This is a genomic window from Marinibactrum halimedae (assembly GCF_021234875.1).
Taxonomy (GTDB): Bacteria; Pseudomonadota; Gammaproteobacteria; order Pseudomonadales; family Cellvibrionaceae; genus Marinibactrum; species Marinibactrum halimedae.
This window is the reverse complement of the sequence record NZ_JAJQVM010000004.1, coordinates 89,529-109,988: the sequence shown is the minus strand read 5'-3', so window position 1 is coordinate 109,988 and position 20,460 is coordinate 89,529. Positions and strand designations below refer to the sequence as shown.

General features: G+C 42.4%; 17 protein-coding genes. 6 read left to right on the top strand and 11 right to left on the bottom strand.

Annotated elements, in window-relative coordinates; genetic code table 11:
* Positions 1–11: 11 nt before the first annotated feature.
* Positions 12–1,232, bottom strand: a complete 1,221-nt coding sequence (locus LU351_RS03845) for an EAL domain-containing response regulator (protein ID WP_232592718.1) — start codon at positions 1,230–1,232, stop codon at positions 12–14.
* 487 nt (positions 1,233–1,719) lie between these two features.
* Here LU351_RS03845 and LU351_RS03840 point away from each other — a divergent pair, with 487 nt between their 5' ends.
* Entirely contained in the window at positions 1,720–2,076 is a 357-nt protein-coding gene (locus LU351_RS03840) for an Hpt domain-containing protein (protein WP_232592717.1), read from the top strand.
* Between the two features lie 128 nt (positions 2,077–2,204).
* On the opposite strand, the gene LU351_RS03835 is transcribed toward LU351_RS03840, so the two are convergent.
* The 3 genes from LU351_RS03835 to LU351_RS03825 form a co-directional block, all read right to left on the bottom strand.
* Entirely contained in the window at positions 2,205–2,522 is a 318-nt protein-coding gene (locus tag LU351_RS03835) for a hypothetical protein (RefSeq protein ID WP_232592715.1), read from the bottom strand.
* A gap of 193 nt (positions 2,523–2,715) precedes the next feature.
* The gene (gene tpx, locus LU351_RS03830; protein ID WP_232592714.1) at positions 2,716–3,213 is read right to left on the bottom strand and encodes a thiol peroxidase; all 498 of its coding nucleotides are present in this window, start codon (positions 3,211–3,213) and stop codon (positions 2,716–2,718) included.
* Between the two features lie 1,024 nt (positions 3,214–4,237).
* Complete coding sequence (locus LU351_RS03825; RefSeq protein ID WP_232592713.1) at positions 4,238–6,106, bottom strand: DEAD/DEAH box helicase; 1,869 nt, start codon at positions 6,104–6,106, stop codon at positions 4,238–4,240.
* Between the two features lie 247 nt (positions 6,107–6,353).
* On the opposite strand from LU351_RS03825, the gene LU351_RS03820 reads away from it, so the two are divergent.
* Positions 6,354–6,971 (top strand): DUF2799 domain-containing protein, encoded by a 618-nt coding sequence (locus LU351_RS03820; RefSeq protein WP_232592712.1) that lies wholly within the window; start codon positions 6,354–6,356, stop codon positions 6,969–6,971.
* Between the two features lie 4 nt (positions 6,972–6,975).
* Here the strand turns inward: LU351_RS03820 and LU351_RS03815 are convergent, their stop codons facing one another.
* Positions 6,976–7,257 carry a hypothetical protein gene (locus tag LU351_RS03815; protein ID WP_232592711.1) on the bottom strand — a complete coding sequence of 94 codons (282 nt, stop codon included), beginning with the start codon at positions 7,255–7,257 and terminating at the stop codon, positions 6,976–6,978.
* A 354-nt stretch (positions 7,258–7,611) separates the two neighbouring features.
* Here LU351_RS03815 and LU351_RS03810 point away from each other — a divergent pair, with 354 nt between their 5' ends.
* Complete coding sequence (locus LU351_RS03810) at positions 7,612–8,055, top strand: hypothetical protein (protein ID WP_232592710.1); 444 nt, start codon at positions 7,612–7,614, stop codon at positions 8,053–8,055.
* 121 nt (positions 8,056–8,176) lie between these two features.
* On the opposite strand, the gene LU351_RS03805 is transcribed toward LU351_RS03810, so the two are convergent.
* The 5 genes from LU351_RS03805 to LU351_RS03785 form a co-directional block, all read right to left on the bottom strand.
* Complete coding sequence (locus tag LU351_RS03805; protein WP_232592709.1) at positions 8,177–9,166, bottom strand: hydroxymethylglutaryl-CoA lyase; 990 nt, start codon at positions 9,164–9,166, stop codon at positions 8,177–8,179.
* Positions 9,167–9,176: 10 nt separating this feature from the next.
* Positions 9,177–10,028, bottom strand: a complete 852-nt coding sequence (locus tag LU351_RS03800) for an enoyl-CoA hydratase-related protein (RefSeq protein WP_232592708.1) — start codon at positions 10,026–10,028, stop codon at positions 9,177–9,179.
* A gap of 20 nt (positions 10,029–10,048) precedes the next feature.
* Positions 10,049–11,668, bottom strand: a complete 1,620-nt coding sequence (locus LU351_RS03795; protein WP_232592707.1) for a carboxyl transferase domain-containing protein — start codon at positions 11,666–11,668, stop codon at positions 10,049–10,051.
* Positions 11,669–11,781: 113 nt separating this feature from the next.
* Entirely contained in the window at positions 11,782–12,972 is a 1,191-nt protein-coding gene (locus tag LU351_RS03790) for an isovaleryl-CoA dehydrogenase (RefSeq protein WP_232592706.1), read from the bottom strand.
* A 55-nt stretch (positions 12,973–13,027) separates the two neighbouring features.
* Entirely contained in the window at positions 13,028–13,483 is a 456-nt protein-coding gene (locus tag LU351_RS03785; protein ID WP_232592705.1) for a MerR family transcriptional regulator, read from the bottom strand.
* 1,069 nt (positions 13,484–14,552) lie between these two features.
* Here LU351_RS03785 and LU351_RS03780 point away from each other — a divergent pair.
* The 3 genes from LU351_RS03780 to LU351_RS03770 all read left to right on the top strand — a co-directional run bounded on the left by LU351_RS03780 (position 14,553) and on the right by LU351_RS03770 (position 19,867).
* Positions 14,553–16,781, top strand: coding sequence for an NADP-dependent isocitrate dehydrogenase (locus LU351_RS03780; protein ID WP_232592704.1), 2,229 nt, complete (start codon positions 14,553–14,555; stop codon positions 16,779–16,781).
* 797 nt (positions 16,782–17,578) lie between these two features.
* Positions 17,579–18,817 (top strand): hypothetical protein, encoded by a 1,239-nt coding sequence (locus LU351_RS03775; RefSeq protein ID WP_232592703.1) that lies wholly within the window; start codon positions 17,579–17,581, stop codon positions 18,815–18,817.
* 27 nt (positions 18,818–18,844) lie between these two features.
* Entirely contained in the window at positions 18,845–19,867 is a 1,023-nt protein-coding gene (locus LU351_RS03770; RefSeq protein WP_232592702.1) for a DUF6976 family protein, read from the top strand.
* A 78-nt stretch (positions 19,868–19,945) separates the two neighbouring features.
* Here the strand turns inward: LU351_RS03770 and LU351_RS03765 are convergent, their stop codons facing one another.
* Positions 19,946–20,383 (bottom strand): hypothetical protein, encoded by a 438-nt coding sequence (locus LU351_RS03765; RefSeq protein WP_232592701.1) that lies wholly within the window; start codon positions 20,381–20,383, stop codon positions 19,946–19,948.
* Positions 20,384–20,460 lie beyond the last annotated feature (77 nt).

The window sequence follows — 20,460 nt, the reverse complement described above, 5'->3', positions numbered from 1 at the left end:
TTACGTGTTTGTTACAAAGGGAGCATATTTTTATGTGCGTAATCTTTAACCCATTGCAGAAAAGTTTCTGGTGGCAAAGGTTTAGCAATATGAAAGCCTTGTACTAAATCACAGCCAAGTTTATCTAATAGGTTCCAATCTTCGTCTATCTCTACGCCTTCAGCCACAGAACGAATGGATAATCCTTTAGCCAAATTAATGCTGGACTCTAAAATCGCTTGGCTTGCTGAATTACAGTGGCTGTTATGCACAAAAGAGCGATCGATTTTTAGTTCGGTAAAGGGAATATTTTGCAGTTGTTCCATCGATGAAAACCCGGTTCCGAAATCGTCAATGGACAGTCCAATGTTTTTCAGCCGGAGTCGGGATAAGATCTCCAAGGCGGTGCGGGCGTCATTCGCCACCGTACTTTCCGTGACTTCTACTGTAAAACGTGAACGTGGGAACCCCATTTCTTCTAGTCTAGTATGAATGCGTTCAGGTAAATCCAGTTGGTCTAGTAGGGTGGCTGAAAAGTTGACGGATAAATGCAAATCATACCCTAAGTTGCGCCACTCTATGACTTGCGACAATGCTTGATCAAAAACACAGTCCGTCAATAAGTCGATCATGGCGTACTTCTCGGCAATCCCGATAAAGATGGAAGGAGGGATATTACCTTTGGTTGGGTGTTTCCAGCGGGCTAAGGCTTCTACTCCGAATATTCGCCGATCACTCACTCGAACTTGTGGTTGGTAATGGACCGATATTTCTCCGGCGGTGATGGCCTTTTGGAGTTCATCGGCAAACACCATTGCGGCAGGCCCTACCGGGGTTAAATCTTCTGGAGGCTCATAAGCTTCTATAGCGTCGATTAAACGATCCTTCTTGACAGGTTTAGAGAGAGTACTGAGTACCTTGAGTGTATCTTGATTACTGAGGTGTTGAACGGTATCGAGCAACCTTGGATCTTCACCACTGACTAAAATTAAAGACAAATTAGTGCCCAAGCTATTGAGGTGTCGAATTAGTTCAATGCCATCCATTTCTGGCATATTGAGGTCACTAATGACGATATCTGTCCTTTGGCGTCGGCTGGCAATGTGTTTTAACGCGTCGCGGGCATTGTCGATGCAAACAACATCAGAGATTCCTAAATTGAGTAAAAGCTTATGCAAGGTTTTCAGCATAAAGTGGTCGTCATCAACGACGAGTAGTTTTAGGTCAGCTCGATTATTCAGTGGTTTACTCATCACATATTAGGATTATTTAACTGGGTATTATCATCAATAAAGGGTATTTAAAATCCTCTTTATTGACGCGTATGTAGTAAATATTATTTTGTCGTCAGCAATATCAAGAGCCATGGTAAGAGTATGGTCTGAATTGCGGTGCGAGTCATGCCTGTGAAGTAAATAAAACCTTTTTATTTATACTAAAATTATCTAATCTCAAATGGATCTTTTTTATTCGTCTTTGTTGTAAAAAGCACGGTTTTGAAAACGATATCATAACTAAATTATCATAAATTAAGCGATTTTTATAATCCATATGACGTAGACTCCAGAGTAGGTGCATTGCTTTTGTTGGATAAATTTGAAAAAGGCAATTAGAGGTATTGGGATATTCATAATGAATTTAAAAAATAGTCGATTTACCCACACAAGTTAATGAATAACAATCTTTCGGGATAAGATAAAAGATGGGTGAAGAGAAAAGATAAACGAAGAGAGGCAGTGAGTGGCATACAGTGATAACCCATTGGATATGGCAGCTTTGAATGAGTTATTTGGTGATGAACCAGAATTTCAAAGAGAGTTGCTGCAAGAATTCTGTCAGTCATCACAAGCTTATAGCGATGAAATGCTACAGGCTTGGGAAGAAAAATCATTCGATAAAGTTTGCTCTGTAGCCCATAAGCTTAAATCTTCGGCGGGCACGATTGGCGCAATAGAATTAGAAGCGATTTGCCAGCGGTTAGAAGAAGCAGGGAAGGAGCAGGATAGAGAAACAGTGCAAACTCTGGTGCCCAATATTCAACCCCAGTTGCAAAGAATTGCTGACTATGTGGCTGAAATTATCAGCTCAGAGTTGTAAGTTTGTGCTCACATTTTTTAGATTTAAATTTTAGCTCCACAGTATTAATAGGTTAATCCAATGGTTCTAGAAGGTCGTTGATGGTGCGATCTTTTACGCAAAATATGGCTGTTTTTCAGCCATTCAGATCAGTCTTCCCAAACCCATCGTAGAGGCTGTCCAAAGTCGTCTGTAATTAATCTACGCTTTGGTTTGGAAGGCGAAGGTTTACTCTTCACTGATCGTGGTGTTTTGCGGCGAGCTTCAATGGCGGCAATGGCGTCATTCACTAATGTTCGATTTTGTTGCTGACGTTGTAGAGGAATGGCTTGAAATGGATTAACCCCTATTTCGTGCCCACTGATTCCGGGCGAAAACGTATCTACTTTGCCGCCTTTACTTAAAAAGCGATCCATATCGGCTTCAAGTTCCGCTCTTGTTTCGGCTTTAGTTTTTAGCTTTTTCATGTAATCGGGTTTCTAAGGGTAATCAGATACAAGTATATCAGCTTGGTACATGGTCGATCAGCGAAATTGTGTCAGTTTGAGGGTGTATATTGGGTGGACGAAACTAGAGAACCTAGAAGAAGGAGAGGGAGGAATGACGAGTAATTTGATTTGGTAAAGCCGCCTGCTAGAAGCGGCTTTTTAAGACGATTTCTTAAGACAATACGTTTAAAACTGCATCATAGTTTGGTTCATCTGCGATTTCACCTACCAGTTCGGTATGCGTCACCTGGCCTTGCTCATTGACGACGACAATTGCGCGAGTCAGGATACCACTAAGGGGGCCATCCACAATGGTTACTCCAAAGTCTTCTCCAAAGCTACCCCTGAAAGATGAGCCTGTCGCGACCTTATCAATGCCTTCCGCACCACAAAAGCGTCCTGCTGCAAAAGGTAGGTCAGCAGAGACACACAGCACTTCCGTATTCTCTAAACTGGCGGCTTTCTCGTTAAATGTACGTACGGACGTGGCACAGGTTGGCGTATCAACAGACGGGAAAATATTCAACACTAATCGTTTGCCAGCATAGTCTGCTAGGGAGACTTCAGAGAGGTCTGCTTTTACTAATGTGAAGGTAGGTGCAGCATCGCCTACATTGGGTAGCTCACCAGAGGTATTAACAGGGTTGCCTTGTAATGTGACTGTAGCCATAAACGTTTCCTTAGTGGTAGTTGTGTCGGTTAAACCGCTGAACAACATGGGGTTCATGTCGTTTTTGAAAGATAAGTGAAAAAATCAGACTTATCGTAGGAATTTGCCTCTACTTATACTTGATTCTACTTATATTGGTTTTTTCTTATATTGCCTTTTGCTCTGAGCGGTATAGGGATTAAATAATCTTCCCATACGTTCATGACCATAACGTGCGGATGAGTCCACTGATTTCAACAGTTAAGGTAAAAAATAGTAGAGATTTGGCTGGGCAGAGTACAGATCATCAATGGATGAAAACGCCTGTTTGCTTAAAAAATAACCATTAAATCTTTAGCCCTTTATGACGTCCTTCCAAAGAGTTATCCACAGACTATCTACGATCTTATCCCAGAAATCTGTTGAGAAGTTAATAGAAATATGACGATTAAGAACGAGACTATGAATTCATGAAAGTCAATTGTATTTCTTATGCAAACCTGTTAAGTGCTCTTAAGTCAATGAAAGTTATTGTTTTTTTTGATGGTGAAGAAATGTCAAGGTGGTTTTGGTATGAAAATATTGCCTGGGAAAGACTTTTAACGCTTGTGCAATATGTTGTTTTCCACAGGTTGTTCTGTATTCGCTTCGAATATTCTGTGCACAAATGTAAAAGCAGATAACCGGACATCCGACAAGTTTAAAATGTGGATTAGTTCTTTATCTGACGGGAGGAAACACAGAAGGAAATGGAAGGAATTGTTAAATTTCAGACCACGAATAAAAGAGTCATGGATTGGAGACAGTTTGACAGCGATAAACAGTGGTTTTCATTGACAGTGGTTTATTACTTTCACAAAGGATTTACATTTGTCATATGATAATGAGATGCATCAGTTGATCCGCTTTCGTTTTAAAAACAGAGAGTCTCAGTATCAATTCTTTCTAAATCGACTTAGGTATTATGTGTATTTGTCCTACATTCAGTTTCTAGATTAGCGCACGCGTGTGTTTCGGTAACTGTGGATAATAAAAGCTTCTTTCTTCAAAACTCCTCAAAAGCTTTTCGATGAGGCCCTTCATAGTCAAAGAGTTTTTCCATGACTTCCCATTGCTTGGGGGCAGAGGCTTTTTCTCTTTTGTGAGAATACTTTCGTTGACGTGCTATCACGAAGTCTGGTGCTCTAAATTGATGAGAGTGGAGGATAGCGGCATCAACGGTATTCATTGTTGATACCGCACTTTCTATAGAAATATTGCTCGGGCGCCAGTGTAAACGCACAAAGTATTTTTGAAAGGCATAAACCTGTTTTGGATTATCGAAGGCAAAAAATTCACTGACTTCTGCCCCATCTTCATCATGATAGGTTACCTGCAAACGAGTTCCTTTGGATAATTGCACTTTTGATAAACTCAACCCACCGCAACGAATCACCATAATATCTTTGAGCTGCAACGCCTCTTTCAGTCGTTTATCTGGGTCAATGAAAACGTGATTACAATGAGTGCATCGCCTTGCCGCGATATCGTTTTCTTCATTACAGTTAGGACACTGTTTAAAGCGAAAGCGGTATGAGCATTGTTGTAAAGTGCGTTGCTGAGAAAGATCTTGATAATTAGTTTTTATATCAATAATACCTTGGCAGCGGCGACCATAATGTTCTACCAAATCACCATCATTATCGACGATTCCCCAAAATTGATTGGTGTGGTTACATAATGGGCAAGGCACCTCTACTACAACAGAATCTTTACTGGGCTTTTTATCGTTAATCTCTGGCTGATAAAGATCGAAAGGTGTTTGAGCATAATCCAGAATTAAGCAATCGGTTTTATTCGGGCTCAAGCGCAGCCCTCGACCAATAATTTGTTGAAATAAGCTGGCTGACTGTGTTGAGCGCAATAAGGCAATAACATCCACATGGGGGGCATCAAACCCTGTTGTTAACACCGCGACATTGACTAAATATTTAATGGCTTGAGATTTAAATGCCTGAATCACAGAGTCCCGAGCTTTATTTGACATATCTCCCAGTACAATAGCGCTATTGTTTTTGGGAAGGTAGCCATAGACTTCTTTGGCATGTTCTACTGTGGCAGCAAAGATCATCACGCCTTTTCGATCATTGGATAAACTGATAATTTGAGCACAAATTTTTGCTGTTGCACGATGTGAAGCTCGCACAATAGCGTTAAGGCTTTCTTCATCGGTTTCTAATGAGTGTGTTAATAACTCGGTTGATGATTGGCTGCTTTGTTTATCAAAATCATAAAAGGCGACCGGTGCATTCAATAAAATAGGTTTACACAGATAACCATCATTAATCATTTTTTTTAATGTTAATTCGTAAATACACAATGAAAAAGGCGTCTCTTCTGTGGTTCGAATGGTATTTAGTGGTTGATGTGCTTGATAAATCCATCCACTGCCTGTGCGATAAGGCGTAGCGGTTAAACCCAGTATTTTAAGGTGTTCATTGTGAGACTTTAAATGATGAATCACCGTCCAATACTGAGCGTCTTCGTTCATACTCACACGATGGCATTCGTCAATAATGACGAGTGAAAAAATTCGTGAAAATTGATCTAAGTTTCGTGCCACTGATTGAATGCTACCGAAAACAATTTTTGCGCTACTGTTTTTTTCGGAAAGTCCGGCAGAAAATATACTCACGTTATCATCATACTGACGGTATTTTTCACAATTTTGCTCGACTAATTCTTTCACATGCGCCAAAACCAGTACACTGCCTTTGGCTAGTCGGGCAAGCTCGGCAATCACTAAGCTCTTTCCTGCACCGGTGGGTAAGACAATAACGGCGGGGGCATGGCTTTTGCGAAAGTGACTAATAGTCGCATTTACCGCTTCTTGTTGGTAAGGCCGTAAAGAATAAGTGAGTGGAGAAGAAGTCATAATGTCTGAGGTATCGCTCTTTGTATACGAAAAGATCAAAGGTGGTGAGTTAACCTACTTTGCAGTAATCTTCGGAGTCACAGTATATCACTGCTGTATTGGTTTCTGATGAAATTGAATTGTACTGCTTGGCTCATTATTGTTGTGATGCATTCATGTGTGATACAGGACAATGGTTTATCTTTGATGTTTTTGTATTTTCAGGCGTCGTTGTCAGCAGGCAGGAAAGCTTGTTCAAGGAGTGGCTATGTTAATAAAGCGTTTTTCTTTTTTATGCTTGGTGTCTGTGGTCACAGGTTGTGCCACGATGAATGAATCTGAATGCTTAACGGCGGATTGGCGGGGTATTGGCTATGAAGACGGTGCGCAAGGCAGAACCTCAGCCATGCTAACAAAGCGCCGTGAGGCCTGCGCCAAACATGGTGTAACGCCTGTATTAAAAGAATATCAGCTAGGCTACAGAGAGGGCTTAACAGTCTTTTGTACCGAGCACAATGGTTTCACCGTGGGCTCAAGCGGTTATCAATATTCAGGGATTTGCCCAAAGTCGTTAGAAAAGCCGTTTATGCGTGGTTACACCATGGGAAAACAGCTTTCAGCGTTGGAGGAAGCGGTGTTTGCCATTCAGTCCCGTATTGACAACGCCTCACACGATATCGATCACTTACAAAGCGACATTGCTATTAAGCGAGAAGTGATCATCAGCGATGACTCTACTCGCCAACAAAGGGCAGTATTGTTAGATCAAATACAGGCAATGGAGTATGAGATAGGCGTGCTTGAAGGCGCGATTGTCGCTGATTTGCAAGAACTTGCTATTGCTGAACAAGACCTTACTTTCTTTCGAGAGCAGATTCCTTATTGATCTGCTATTCATTAGGTGGGTTGTCTTTTTTACTGCCCTTACGCCCAAACAACATTGACAAAATGATGCCTACTAACATCATGTAAAACCAATATTGTCCAGTGTTGTAGGAAGCTTGAACAGGTGTATTCAAAATCACGTGCATTATGATCATTACCATGAAGGCAAGAAAAAGAAGGCATATTACTGTTAAAGCCAATTTAATTTTATTTTCGATTTTTTTGGCTAGGTGAAACCCAGTAAAAAAAATTCCTGTCCCGATAAATGCAATAATAAATGAAATCATGTAATTCCTATTGCTCCTTTTTATTGGAAAGAGTAATATTATTTAGAGCGTATATTATCGCAATAATTTTTCAAGCCATTGAGCCTGGAGTTTACCTTTCTGTAGAAGTGCCATGCTAATATGTGATTTGTAATATTGGGCATGGTCAAACTGTTCGCCGATTTCTTCAATAACTAAGCCAATTTATCAAGCTTTCTATTCAGTTTCTAGTCATTCTGTGCTCAGTTCCCTGTCGATTTCAGTTAAGTCACTGTTAAATTGCTCTTTCGTAAGATGTTATGTATTCGAAAAGCGTGTTGTTTAACCGCTTTTAAAACAGGTTATCTGTAGTCGATTACAACTGGGGGAGAGTTCATGAGTATGAGAAGAGAGTTAATATCGCTAAAACGAAGTTTTGTTGGTAGGTTGATTGCCTCTACCTGTATTGTTGTGAGTATGCAAGCTCATCAAGTCTTTGCCAGTGATAAATCCGTCGGTATAAATGCTTCTCTAGCGTTTGATGATGACGGAACGGGGAGAGGAAATAATGGGCATCATATTCAATTGGCTCACGGTGATCATTATCATCGTGACCATTACCACTCCCATAAAAAATACAAGAAAAGGCACAAAAAACTTTTAAGGAAGCGTCATAATAGACGATGGCATTATCATGGACATGGGTATGACCGCTATCGATGTTATGAGGATCATTACTCAGAAGAGATATGTTATAAGCATCGTCACAATGGCTCCAAGCATCGCCATTGTGAAACCTATTCACCCCGTTACGGGGCGTTTATACATTTTGGTGTATGATTATTTAAGTTGGTTTAGAAAAGATTTTTTGGCTATATAGTCTTTAGGAACGTCTGTAGTTTAAAACTGTAGCTAAAAATAATAGTTAAAAACGATAGCTAAAAAATCCAATTGAAGAAGGTTAAATAACACTTTTGGCTTGATTGGGGCGTTGAAGTTTTTGACAAACCCAATGCCCTACATCAATAACATGATCACGGTTAACGCCAGTATGAATACCGAGGCCCTCTAATAGATAGAGTACATCTTCCGTTGCCACATTTCCGGGGCTTAATGAGACTTTATTTTGTCCGCTGCTTTTTTTACTATTGTTATTTTGGCAAACGTTATTTTGGTTATCATTTTGTGAGGCCAACGATTGTAATCGAGCGGCGGCAAAAGGACAGCCGCCTAAACCGGCGACAGAGCTATCGATGACTTGTACACCCAGTTGTAGAGCGGCAAAAATATTGGTAATCGCTTGGCCATAGGTATCATGGAAGTGCACCGCGATTTTACCTTGGCGAATTGGCTCCGTTAAGGCAATCAATATACTCTGGATTTGTTTTGGCGAAGCCGTACCAATGGTGTCACCGAGTGAGACCTGGTAACAACCGGCCTCAAGTAATTGCCATGTTAAGTCAATGACCTTATGAGGAGAGACTTCGCCTTCAAACGGGCAGCCAGCAATACAAGATAAATAGCCTCTTACCGATATATTCTGTACTTTTGCTTCTGTGATAACGGGGGTAAAACGATCAAAGCTTTCTTTAATACTGGCGTTAATGTTTTTTTTGCAAAACGTCTCAGAGGCTCCAGTAAAAATAGCGATGGTCTTACAGCCACTTTCGATGGCCGCTTGTAGGCCTTTTTCATTCGGTACCAACGCACTGTACACCACATGTGTGTGGGACTTGTCGAGTTGGGAAAAAACCTCGTTACTATTGGCCAATTGCGGTACACGTTTAGGATTCACAAAACTGCCCGCCTCAATGTGCGTTAAACCGGTATCGGTGAGCTTTCGAATAAACTGCGCGCGCTCACTCGGTGATAAGCAGGTTTGCTCGTTTTGCAGTCCATCCCGTGGGCCGACTTCGACGATTTCGACGGATTCCGGCATATGATCAAACATACAGGCCTCGTTATTGGGGTTCGATATTTTCACCACTGATGTTTTGCCCTAAAAATTTCCCGAGTGCGATTTGGGCCTCTTCACTGGTGCGGGCTTTGGCAATGGTGCTGGCCGTGAGGTCAACCACATCGGGTGCCATGGGGTCGGCGGCAATTTTGTGTACTAACGCTTTGGTGCCGGCTAACGCATTGGGTGGATATTTGGCAATAGTCTGAGCGGTTTTTTGAGCAGTCGTATGAAGCTCTTTGGCATCGGCAAGGTGTGTGACTAACCCCATGGCTTTGGCTGTGGTCGCGGTAAATGACTCGGCACTTAAAAAATACCGTCTTGCGGCTCTTTCGCCAATCACGCGAACCACATGTGGGCAAATAGTCGCGGGAATTAATCCTAATTTTACTTCACTAAAACAAAATAGCGCATCGGTACTGGCAAAGACCATATCGCAACAGCAGAGTACACCAACCCCTCCGCCAAAGGCATTGCCTTGTGCCACTGCAATCGTCGGAATCGATAAACGATTCAGTTTATCTAACATTAGCGCCAATGCTCGGGCATCATTAAAGTTGTCTTCTTGATTGTAACTGATGGTTTTTTTCATCCATTGTAAATCTGCACCGGCGCAAAAACTTTTGCCTTCGGCTTGAATGAGTAAAACGCGAGCTTGATTATGTTCAATAACGTGATCGAGATGTGCGTTAATTTCCGCAATGGTCTCATCACTGAAGGCATTGTGTTGACGGGGTCGTTGGAACCAAAGAGTAGCAACGCCATTTTCACCCATCGATAATTGCGTATGGGGCTGTGCATGGGTAGTGGAATCTGCCATTGATTCTTGAGTTGAAGCGCTGGTGAGTTTAGTCATAAATTTTTCTCAAACGATGTTTACATACGGTAAATACTGCTGGATGACGTTTCAATGTCAACCTCTTCAGGCAGTTCTACGCAAGCACGCAAACATTGGCTGATAATAGTACGGGTATTGGCCGGGTCAATGACACCATCGTCCCACAGCCGCGCAGAAGCATAATAAGCCGAGCCTTGTTGCTGGTAGCGCTCTATGATGGGTTCACGAAATCGTTGTTCGTCTTCCTGGCTCCAGGGTTCATTGTTTTTTTGTTTTTGTGCTCGCTTCACTTGAGTGAGTACTTCGGCAGCTTGCTCTCCTCCCATGACTGAAATTCGAGCATTCGGCCACATGAACAAAAAGCGCGGATCATAGGCTCGGCCACACATGCCGTAATTACCTGCACCATAAGAATTACCAATAATAATGGTGATTTTCGGGACTTTTGATGTCGACACCGCTGCCACCAATTTTGCCCCGTTTTTGGCAATACCGCTTGATTCAAAACGACTACCCACCATAAAACCCGTGATATTTTGTAAAAATAAAATGGGAATTTTTCGTTGATTGCACAACTGAATAAAATGCGTGCCTTTTAAGGAAGATTCACTGAACAAAATACCATTGTTGGCCAGGATGCCCACAGGGTATCCATCAATATGCGCAAAACCACAAACCAAGGTTTTTCCATAAAGGGCTTTAAATTCATCCAATACGGAACCATCGACTAGACGCGCAATAATTTCTCTTACATCGAATTGTTGGCGAGGGTCTGAGGGGACGACACCGTAGATTTCATCGGTAGGATACGCTGGAGCAACGGGCGCTTTGCGTAGTACTTTTGTTTTGGTGCAACGATTTAAATTGCCAACAATATCTCTAGCGATGTTTAAAGCATGTTTGTCATTATCGGCGTAATAATCCGCCACGCCAGACTGCCGACAGTGTACATCGGCGCCTCCTAAAGATTCTGCGGTAACGTCTTCGCCTGTGGCTGCTTTTACCAGCGGCGGGCCTGCCAGAAAAATCGTGCTCTGTTCTTTAACCATAATGGCTTGATCAGCCATGGCAGGGACATAAGCACCGCCAGCAGTACAAGACCCCATGACGACGGCAATTTGCGGAATATTCTGAGCAGACATGTTGGCCTGATTGAAAAAAATTCGGCCAAAATGATCACGGTCTGGAAATACTTCATCTTGTCGAGGCAAGTTCGCCCCTCCAGAATCCACTAAATAAATACAGGGCAGGTGATTTTCTTGTGCGATGATTTGTGCTCGTAAATGTTTTTTGGCGGTTAGGGGGTAATAAGTACCGCCTTTTACCGTGGCGTCGTTTGCCACGATAATGCATTGCGTGTCGTGCACAATACCAATCCCGGTAACGATGCCGGCGGAAGCGACATCTTCTTCGTACACTTTCCAAGCGGCTAACGCCGAGAATTCTAAAAAAGGCGTGCCTGGGTCAATTAACTGTTGAATGCGTTGTCTGGCGAGGAGCTTTCCTCGGTTGCAGTGTTTTTCTTGGGCTTTAGGCCCTCCACCTTGGGCAAGTTGTCCGAGAATTTCGTGTAGTTCACCCATTTGCGCTCGCATGTGCGCGTGGTTGTAATTAAAATTAACACCATGAGTGTCTATTTTTGATTCAAGCTTGGGCATACCTTCACCCTCCTTATTTTTACGCCTTACATCGGTTGACTATTTTCATGGTTGACTATTTTCACTGTGATAAAAGGCTTGCGGCTTTTAACATCGATTAGGCAGTCACAGCGTTAAGCCGTTTGTTCAAACAATTCTCGGCCAATCAACATGCGACGAATTTCAGAGGTGCCTGCCCCAATTTCATACAATTTGGCATCCCGTAATAAACGACCAGTGGGGTAATCATTGATGTAGCCATTTCCGCCTAATGCCTGAATGGCTTGTAATGCCATTTGTGTCGCACGTTCGGCGGTAAATAAAATGACACCCGCTGCGTCTTTTCGACAGGGATCGTTTCGATCACACGCTTGCGCGACTGCATAGAGGTAAGCACGGCTGGCATTGGTTTCGACATACATATCAGCGAGTTTGCCTTGCATTAATTGGAATTCACCAATGCTTTTCCCGAATTGTTTTCGTTCGTGAACATAGGGCACCACCACATCTAGGCAGGCTTGCATAATCCCGACTGGACCACCCGCCAAAACGGCGCGCTCGTAGTCCAGCCCCGACATGAGTACCGCGACGCCTTCGTTCTCCTTTCCTAAAATATTGTCTGCGGGTACTTCGCAGTCTTCAAAAACCAATTCGCAAGTCGCTGAGCCTCGCATACCTAATTTGTCGAGCTTTTGAGCGGTTGAAAAACCAGGGAAATCTTTCTCAATGATAAAAGCGGTAATACCCCGGCTGCCTGCCAGCTTATCAGTTTTGGCATACACCACCAGTACATCGGCATCAGGGCCATTAGTGATCCACATTTTGTTGCCATTGAGGATAAATCGATCACCTTCTTTTCGTGCGGTCAATTGCATGCTAACCACATCGGAGCCTGCACCGGGTTCAGACATGGCCAGCGCACCTACGTGTTCACCCGAGCAGAGCTTGGGCAAATAGCGTTGTTTTTGTTCGAGACGGCCATTGCGGAAAATTTGATTCACGCAGAGATTGGAGTGGGCGCCGTAAGACAGTGCCACCGAGGCACTGGCTCGGCTAATTTCCTCCATGACGACGGCGTGTGCTAAATAATTCATTCCACTGCCGCCGAAATCTTCGTCGACGGTAATGCCTAATAAGCCTAATTCACCCAGTTGACGCCATAGCGCTCGGGGAAACCCATTATTGCGATCGTATTCGTCGGCAAACGGCGCGATATTAGCGCTGGCAAAACGTTGGCAGGTATCCCGTAAAAGATCGATGGATTCCCCCAGCGGAAAATGCAAAGACGGGGTATGAAAACTAGCGTTGTGCATGGATGCAGTCATTGTGACGGTGTCTCCTCATTCAGGATGGTGAGCGAGTACTACTTTCGTCTCGTTTTTACGACTTTCGTCTTGTGTTTTTTATGGTGTTATTTTTTTCTGTACTGCTTTTGGGTCTCGCATTTTTGCGTGCAGGTTTACCTTCCTTTAAAAGTGCTTTTGAACATTGCACTTCTGCGGCATCTAATTCTGAAAGCAAGTCTGCCAACTCTTTTTGTTGCTGTAGTAAGTGTTCGCGCTTTAGTTGAATGGCTTGAATCAAAGCTTGTAATTGCTTTCGATTGTTACCTTCAGGGTTATACATGCCAATGATTTCTGCACTTTCTTCCAGGCTTAACCCCAAGCGCTTTCCTCGTAAAATCAGTTTTAAACGTGTTCGATCGCTATGATGAAACACACGTTGTGTACCCACACGCTTAGGTTGCAATAAGCCTTTCTCTTCATAAAAGCGAATAGCGCGAGTGGTAATGCCAAACTCTTGCGCAAGTTGAGAAATAGTATGGGTATCACTCATTCTGTAATAAGGCCCTCTTGTTTGTCTTTTGGTATCTTCTTAACACCTTGTGAGTGCTTACTTTTTAAGGCGCAAACGTGATAGCTACCGTTTTAATCAACTTGCGATTATTGATTAGCGTACGATTCACTAATCTCTGGGTCTTAAAACGGTTGCTGATTTAAAAGTTAACGTTAACGTCAACGTCAATCTGTTAGAATTTACTGTGAAGGGGCTTTCCTAACAAATACAAAATCTACATAAAAAGAATTGTTTAATATTTGTTTTAATTTTAAAAACCTCTTTCGCGTGGAGTGTTTCAGTTGATAGGACTCAGTTGATAGGACAATGAATATTGCTTGAGTGACTTATGATGAGGCGCCTAAATATTCGTAAAAGCAAAAGTAGAATTGGAACAAAATGGGGCAAGAAAGGAATAAACTGGGGTAATTAAATCTATTTCAAACGTTTGTTTAGTTTGATTTTTAATCATTCAAGTGCCGAATTGCTTTTTGCGTTTCAACCTTCTTTGTTTTTCTAAATCAGAAACGTTGAGTCATCAATGGAATGTGGAGTGACATGCAATGGATCATTGAGTGGAATGAAAGCGGCGAATTTTCTGAATGATGAAGTTTCTGTATAATGCGGGTTCGTTAATGTTCAGATTCTGACCTTGTTTTTTACTTGTACTGCCACCATAAAAACGTCGCTACGAGTAAAAACGGTACCCCACGGACTAGAGTGATTAAGCACGGGTGTCTGGTGGATAAACGGAGAGGTAGAGTGGGTAAACGGCTGGTTGATTTTTCATCGTTGCGCTTCAATTCCCGCTAATCTTTCAAGGGTTTTGTTGTTTTTGGCTTCGGTAAATTGGCGGCTTCACACCACGATGATGCAAAGATGATATACACTTTTCATCGGCATCAAGCGATACCATGATAAAAACGGTACCTATAACGATAAATAGCCACACAATGGCAAATAAATAGCGCGAAGACGTTAATGCGTAACCCAAAGTCTTCGAAGTGTGTTTAACCAATTGCGATCAACTACAACGCAGTAGCGATCTATCTTAGATTCGAGGTATATAATGGCTAAATCAAAGTCAAAGATTATTTATACGAAAACAGACGAAGCCCCCGCTCTAGCAACATACTCCCTCCTCCCCATCATAAAAACTTTTGCCTCCGCTGCTGATATTGATGTTGAAACTGCCGATATTTCTCTCGCTGGCCGTATTTTGGCCAACTTTCCAGAATATTTGACAGAAGATCAAAAAATCGCTGATGTATTGTCGGAGCTGGGTGCATTAACCCAAGCTCCTGAAACCAATATCATTAAATTACCGAACATCAGTGCATCTGTACCTCAGTTGCGTGCAGCGATTAAAGAATTGAATGAAAAAGGCTTCAAGGTACCTGAGTTTCCCGAAGAGCCTACTAACGATGAAGAAAAGTCCATTCGTGATCGTTATGGCAAAGTGCTTGGGAGTGCAGTAAACCCGGTTTTGCGTGAAGGAAACTCAGATCGTCGTGCCCCCGTTGCGGTAAAAAATTACGCGAAGAAATTCCCACACTCCATGGGCGCATGGAGCCAGGCTTCTCGCTCACATGTTGCCCACATGCGCGGTGGTGACTTCTTCTCCAGTGAGAAGTCGGTAACCGTTGAAAAGGCGGGCCATGTTCGCATCGAATTTACAGATAAAGCAGGCGCTAAAACTGTATTAAAAGAGCGTGTCAATTTGTTGGATGGCGAAGTCATCGACGGCATGTTCATGAGTAAAAAAGCACTTTGTCAGTTCTTTGAAGAACAAATTGAAGATGCCAAAAAAACCGGCGTACTGTTCTCGTTGCATGTCAAAGCTACCATGATGAAAGTCTCTCACCCGATTGTTTTCGGTCATGCGGTGAAAGTCTTCTATAAAGAATTGTTTGAAAAGTATTCAACACTGTTTGAAGAGTTGGGGGTTAACCCTAACAATGGTTTGGGCAATGTGTACGATAAGATTTCCACGTTACCAGAGTCTCAGCGTTCGGAGATTGAGCGCGACATTAACGCGTGTTACACCGATCGTCCACCATTGGCAATGGTCAATTCCGATAAGGGCATTTCGAACCTTCATGTTCCATCGGACGTCATTGTGGATGCTTCCATGCCCGCAATGATTCGTAGCTCCGGTCAAATGTGGGGGCCAGATGGGAAGTTACACGATACCAAAGCTGTAATCCCAGAAAGTACCTACGCGACAATTTACCAAGAAGTAATCAACTTCTGTAAAACTCACGGTGCGTTTGACCCTGCAACTATGGGCACCGTGCCAAATGTGGGTTTGATGGCGCAAAAAGCAGAAGAATACGGCTCACACGATAAAACCTTTGAAATGGTCGCTGATGGTCACGTTCAAGTCATCGATCAAGATGGCAATGTGCTGCTTGAGCATGATGTGGAAGAAGGTGATATTTGGCGTATGTGCCAGGCCAAAGACGAGCCAATCCGCGATTGGGTGAAGTTGGCTGTGACTCGCTCTCGCTTATCGGGAATGCCTGCGATTTTTTGGTTGAACCCAGAACGTCCACACGATGCGCAGTTAATTAAGAAAGTAGATGCCTACTTGCAAGAACATGATACTGATGGCTTAGACATCCAAATCTTGCCGCCAGTACAGGCTATTCGTTACACCATGGAGCGCTTGATTCGTGGTCAAGACACCATTTCTGTCACCGGTAACGTTCTGCGTGATTACCTTACTGATTTATTCCCCATCATGGAGTTAGGTACCAGTGCAAAAATGTTGTCTATCGTACCTTTGATGGCCGGAGGCGGTTTATTTGAAACTGGTGCTGGTGGGTCTGCACCGAAGCATGTTCAGCAATTTGTTGAAGAGGGTCACCTACGTTGGGATTCATTAGGTGAGTTTTTAGCGTTGGCCGTATCATTGGAAGATCTCGGTGTAAAACAAGGCAATGCTCGTGCGGCATTACTGGCTAAAACACTGGACGGTGCTACAGAAACCTTGCTCGATAACAACAAGTCACCATTGCGTAAAGCCGGTGAGTTGGACAACCGTGGCAGCCATTTTTATTTGGCGATGTACTGGGCACAAGCGTTGGCTTCTCAAACGGAAGATGCTGAACTGGCAGCTCAATTCAAACCTTTGGCGGAAAAATTGGCCTCTGGGGAGCAAGCAATTTTAACTGAAATTAATGCAACGCAATCGAAAGCGGCTGATATTGGTGGTTATTATTTGCCAGACGACGAAAAAGCGATGGCGGCAATGTGCCCAAGTAAAACGTTAAACGATGCGTTAGCAAGCGTATAACGCAAGCGTCGTTTTGTTGTAAAAACCACCGTTATTACGGTGGTTTTTTTATGCCTATTTTTTTCTTCTTTTATCTTGTTGATTCCTAACGGTTTTTCTTAATTTAATTTCTTTTTCACTAAAGAATTTATTTGTTTTATTTTGCGCCATAAATTGTTTGATGAGTGCCATTCTTTTTTAAATGTGAAGTTGCTCTGGCGCTGTGTCGCATTTCTGCGTAATCTCACCGTCCCACAATTATGCATAAGCTAGCAGTGTGTGTTTCACAGTGCCAGTTTGTTTAAGGTTTAAGATAGACGTATTCAAGATAACTGTTTGAAGATAGGTATCTATGCTGGGTATTTCCGAATTCAATCTCTTGAATCGAAGTTGAAGGCGAGAAAAGAGGATTGTGATCTTTTAAAGCTTTTTAAAGTGTAAAAATGAATTTTGCGCCAAATTTATAATTATTATTAAGTAAAAATATATTATTCATATTAATGTACCATAACGCACGCGTAGATGTGTTAAGGATGATTCTCATGATCTACGCTCTTGAGAAAACGCGTGGCGATAAGTAAGTAATTTCAGTGTTGCGGGTTTTGATCAGGGATTTAGTGCACAACGTAGAGTGGTTTTTTGGGCGTACTACAAGATCGAAGTACACCTAGATAGAAGTGCTATGTAAAGTACTATAAACAGAGTACGAGAAATAGAGTACGAGAAATAGAGTACGACAAAAAGTACTGCATAGAATGATGACGCAGAGTTACTAGGGCGCTATTCCTGTTTTGTTTGATGATAGTGGAGCTTTTCCAATGGAAAAACTGCAGCGTAAAGAATTAGAACAAATCATAGGTATTTACTCTCCTTGGACTATTAATGACATTCAATTGGATGAGGAAAAAGAGCGGGTTAATATTGCTATTTCCCAGGCTACAGAGAAGCCATTGTTGTCTTTTATTACCAAGTCGAGTTTGCAAGAAAATCAAAACGTAAAACGTTGTGAATGGCAACATATTCGTTTTGGTCGTTATACCATCTTTATTAATACACCCATGCCGGATGATGCATCGGTTTTGGAGTCTGCTTCAGCGCCTAGCTTTTTAGGACGGGTCAATAAAACGTATACACATCAACTAGAAAGCCTTGTTGCTATGGCTCAGGCAAAAAGTCTAGACGCAGATGCTACTGCTCGACTATGTCAAATCAATGTCGAAACGGTGAGTAAAATTCTGGAAGACTTGAGTGCGTCAGGAGAAGTTGCTCGTGTTGCGTTGCCCTCAGAGTCGGATCCTATTTGGCGCCGTATCGTGCTAGATCAAGTTCATGTCAAAACAAAATCTTTACCCTTAAAATTGCTTTTATCTAAGCTAAAATTAAGGGCGATGTCGGGAACAGATGCTCAGGATGTTCAGCAAGCGGTGCTTGAACTACGATCCTTCTTTGTTCAAAACGCACAGCGTTTAAAGCAAGAATGTGCATTGTTAACCGGAGCTCAAAAAGCGGCTTCAAGTACTAAAGCAACGGCTGCACCGAGCAGAAAATTAGTTCTGCCTGGCACCCAAAATAAAATTTGGCAACATATTATTGCAGGGCGTTTGGTTGTGCCTTCGGATAACCTGCCTTTACGGTTGATGTTGTCCAAATTACGCCCCCGCTTTGAAGTTGGTAGTACCGAAATTCGCCAGTCGGTAGTCAGTGAAATACGACAATTTTTTTATAAAAATGCCAGAAGCTTAAAGCGAGAACTTATATTTATTAATCAGGTACTAAGCCGAGAAACGATAAGTGCAATCAGCCCCGGTGGTGAGTTGTCTTTGCCTGATGCAGATCATGGAATTTGGTCTCGTATTTTACGCGAAGAAGGATTTCTTCCGGGCAATCAAATGGCTTATAAGCTGCTGTTATCGCAATTGCGCACCCGTGTATTTAGTTCAAATGACTTAAATACAGAACGCAGTGCTGCACAAAAATTACGCTCGTTCTTTTTGCAAAACCAACGCTTAATGCACGATGAATTGCGTTTTGTACTCGAACGTGCCAGCAACCAATAACACTCCTTAAACATAGGGAGCCTCACTATGGCAATAGATAAAGAAGTTTCATTCTCAAACCGGTTGCTTGATGTCGATACCGTTAAAGAGTCTATAAATAACGGCGATTATTTGATGATTGCCGCTGACGAAAAATTGTTGAGTCAACTGCCTGCGGGTAATTGGATTGCCGGAACCATTCCCTATTTTATGGGGGAAGAGGGAGGTGTGGTTACACAAGGTAAATTGTTTGTAACAAAAATTGAAGGTATCACATCAAATCAGCCACCTCGTTTAACGTTATACGATTCCAACACTATATCTCGTATTGCCCAAGAGGCGCCGGAGCAAGGTTTTAGTTTGGTGATTCTTCCGGCGACGTCGGAAGTTCATATTAATTACGCTCACAATGCACCGAATTTTCCGAATATGTTTTTCTCCCCGATTATTGGTTGGATTGCTGGGGTGCATTTAGATGAGTTAGGAAAATCGTCTGCAAAAACAGGTTTTGGGCCAGCCAGTGGGCAATTGAGTGAACAGCATGCTGTTGTTATGCATGTGCCTTTACCAGAGCATCAGATGGCCAGTGTGAATACCGTAAATTTATTTCAACCCGGCTCTGGTCCTTCAATTACATTTAATGAAACCGGTTTTTCAGTGGGTGACTGTAAAATTGATGGCAAACCTGCGAACCTGGCGCAATACATTCTAGAAAATAAAATTGATACTTGCTTGCCACTGGTTGCAGATTATTCCGGTGTGATGGTAAATGTGAGTGTACAAAATGTTAATGAAGTTGATAATAAAGTGGATTTGTACGCACCTGTTTTTGCCGATATGAGCTATCGATTTGCCGAACCCGTTGGTGACTACGTTTCTGCATTTGATAAAGCCATGAGCTCGGCAGATGATGAAAAGGTGGCTTTTTCCTGTAATTGTATTTTAAATTTCTTGTACTCTGAATTAGAAGGCAAAAAAACTCAGGATTTGGTTGGGCCGATTACCTTTGGTGAAGTCGCTTATCAGCTTTTGAATCAAACGATGGTATATCTCTCTGTAACGAACGATTAAGAAAATTATGGTTTTTCTTATTGTTCTTTAGAAATAAAAAAGGGGCGTTTGCCCCTTTTTTATTTGCTTGTGGAGAAGTTATTGAACTCCAAAATAGGCTTTTGCGTGCTCAACTTCTTCAGGCTTCGGTTTGTAAATCATCCAGCCGTCGGACTCTCTTTTTTTGTAGCGAACCTCTTTTTTCTCTACATCAAACTGATAGTACGGAAAGACTTCTCTTAAGTTGTAGAACATGGCTGGTGCAAAAAATAAGATATCGGCGGTTAAATACCCACCATTAAATTTTAATGGCATGATGCCGTACATAGGCTCCATACCTTCTTTTTCTGCTTTGAATTTAAATTGGCCAAAACTGGTGGTGGCATAAGTACGGCTGGTATTACCCGACACATCAAATGACGCCTTTTCGTTAATGCGTAAGCTAACGTCTGACTGAACAGTCTCAAATGTGGTGGTGGTGGTGCATCCGGCTAAAAAGAAAGAAAAGATCAACAAGATCTTAGATACTGTTTTCATACAATAATCCATGTGGGTAATAAACTTAATGGTGATAAACCTAGGGGTAAAGAACATTGAGGAATAAACGTAATGCC

What these genes read in the sequence shown, in the direction of transcription:
- tpx (WP_232592714.1), bottom strand. Translation starts at nt 3,213, where the DNA reads ATGGCTACAGTCACATTACAAGGCAACCCTGTTAATACCTCTGGTGAG.
- LU351_RS03765 (WP_232592701.1), bottom strand. Translation starts at nt 20,383, where the DNA reads ATGAAAACAGTATCTAAGATCTTGTTGATCTTTTCTTTCTTTTTAGCC.
- LU351_RS03795 (WP_232592707.1), bottom strand. Translation starts at nt 11,668, where the DNA reads ATGCCCAAGCTTGAATCAAAAATAGACACTCATGGTGTTAATTTTAAT.
- LU351_RS03825 (WP_232592713.1), bottom strand. Translation starts at nt 6,106, where the DNA reads ATGACTTCTTCTCCACTCACTTATTCTTTACGGCCTTACCAACAAGAA.
- LU351_RS03805 (WP_232592709.1), bottom strand. Translation starts at nt 9,166, where the DNA reads ATGTTTGATCATATGCCGGAATCCGTCGAAATCGTCGAAGTCGGCCCA.
- LU351_RS03790 (WP_232592706.1), bottom strand. Translation starts at nt 12,972, where the DNA reads ATGACTGCATCCATGCACAACGCTAGTTTTCATACCCCGTCTTTGCAT.
- LU351_RS03810 (WP_232592710.1), top strand. Translation starts at nt 7,612, where the DNA reads ATGAGTATGAGAAGAGAGTTAATATCGCTAAAACGAAGTTTTGTTGGT.
- LU351_RS03770 (WP_232592702.1), top strand. Translation starts at nt 18,845, where the DNA reads ATGGCAATAGATAAAGAAGTTTCATTCTCAAACCGGTTGCTTGATGTC.
- LU351_RS03775 (WP_232592703.1), top strand. Translation starts at nt 17,579, where the DNA reads ATGGAAAAACTGCAGCGTAAAGAATTAGAACAAATCATAGGTATTTAC.
- LU351_RS03785 (WP_232592705.1), bottom strand. Translation starts at nt 13,483, where the DNA reads ATGAGTGATACCCATACTATTTCTCAACTTGCGCAAGAGTTTGGCATT.
- LU351_RS03845 (WP_232592718.1), bottom strand. Translation starts at nt 1,232, where the DNA reads ATGAGTAAACCACTGAATAATCGAGCTGACCTAAAACTACTCGTCGTT.
- LU351_RS03800 (WP_232592708.1), bottom strand. Translation starts at nt 10,028, where the DNA reads ATGACTAAACTCACCAGCGCTTCAACTCAAGAATCAATGGCAGATTCC.
- LU351_RS03780 (WP_232592704.1), top strand. Translation starts at nt 14,553, where the DNA reads ATGGCTAAATCAAAGTCAAAGATTATTTATACGAAAACAGACGAAGCC.
- LU351_RS03815 (WP_232592711.1), bottom strand. Translation starts at nt 7,257, where the DNA reads ATGATTTCATTTATTATTGCATTTATCGGGACAGGAATTTTTTTTACT.
- LU351_RS03820 (WP_232592712.1), top strand. Translation starts at nt 6,354, where the DNA reads ATGTTAATAAAGCGTTTTTCTTTTTTATGCTTGGTGTCTGTGGTCACA.
- LU351_RS03835 (WP_232592715.1), bottom strand. Translation starts at nt 2,522, where the DNA reads ATGAAAAAGCTAAAAACTAAAGCCGAAACAAGAGCGGAACTTGAAGCC.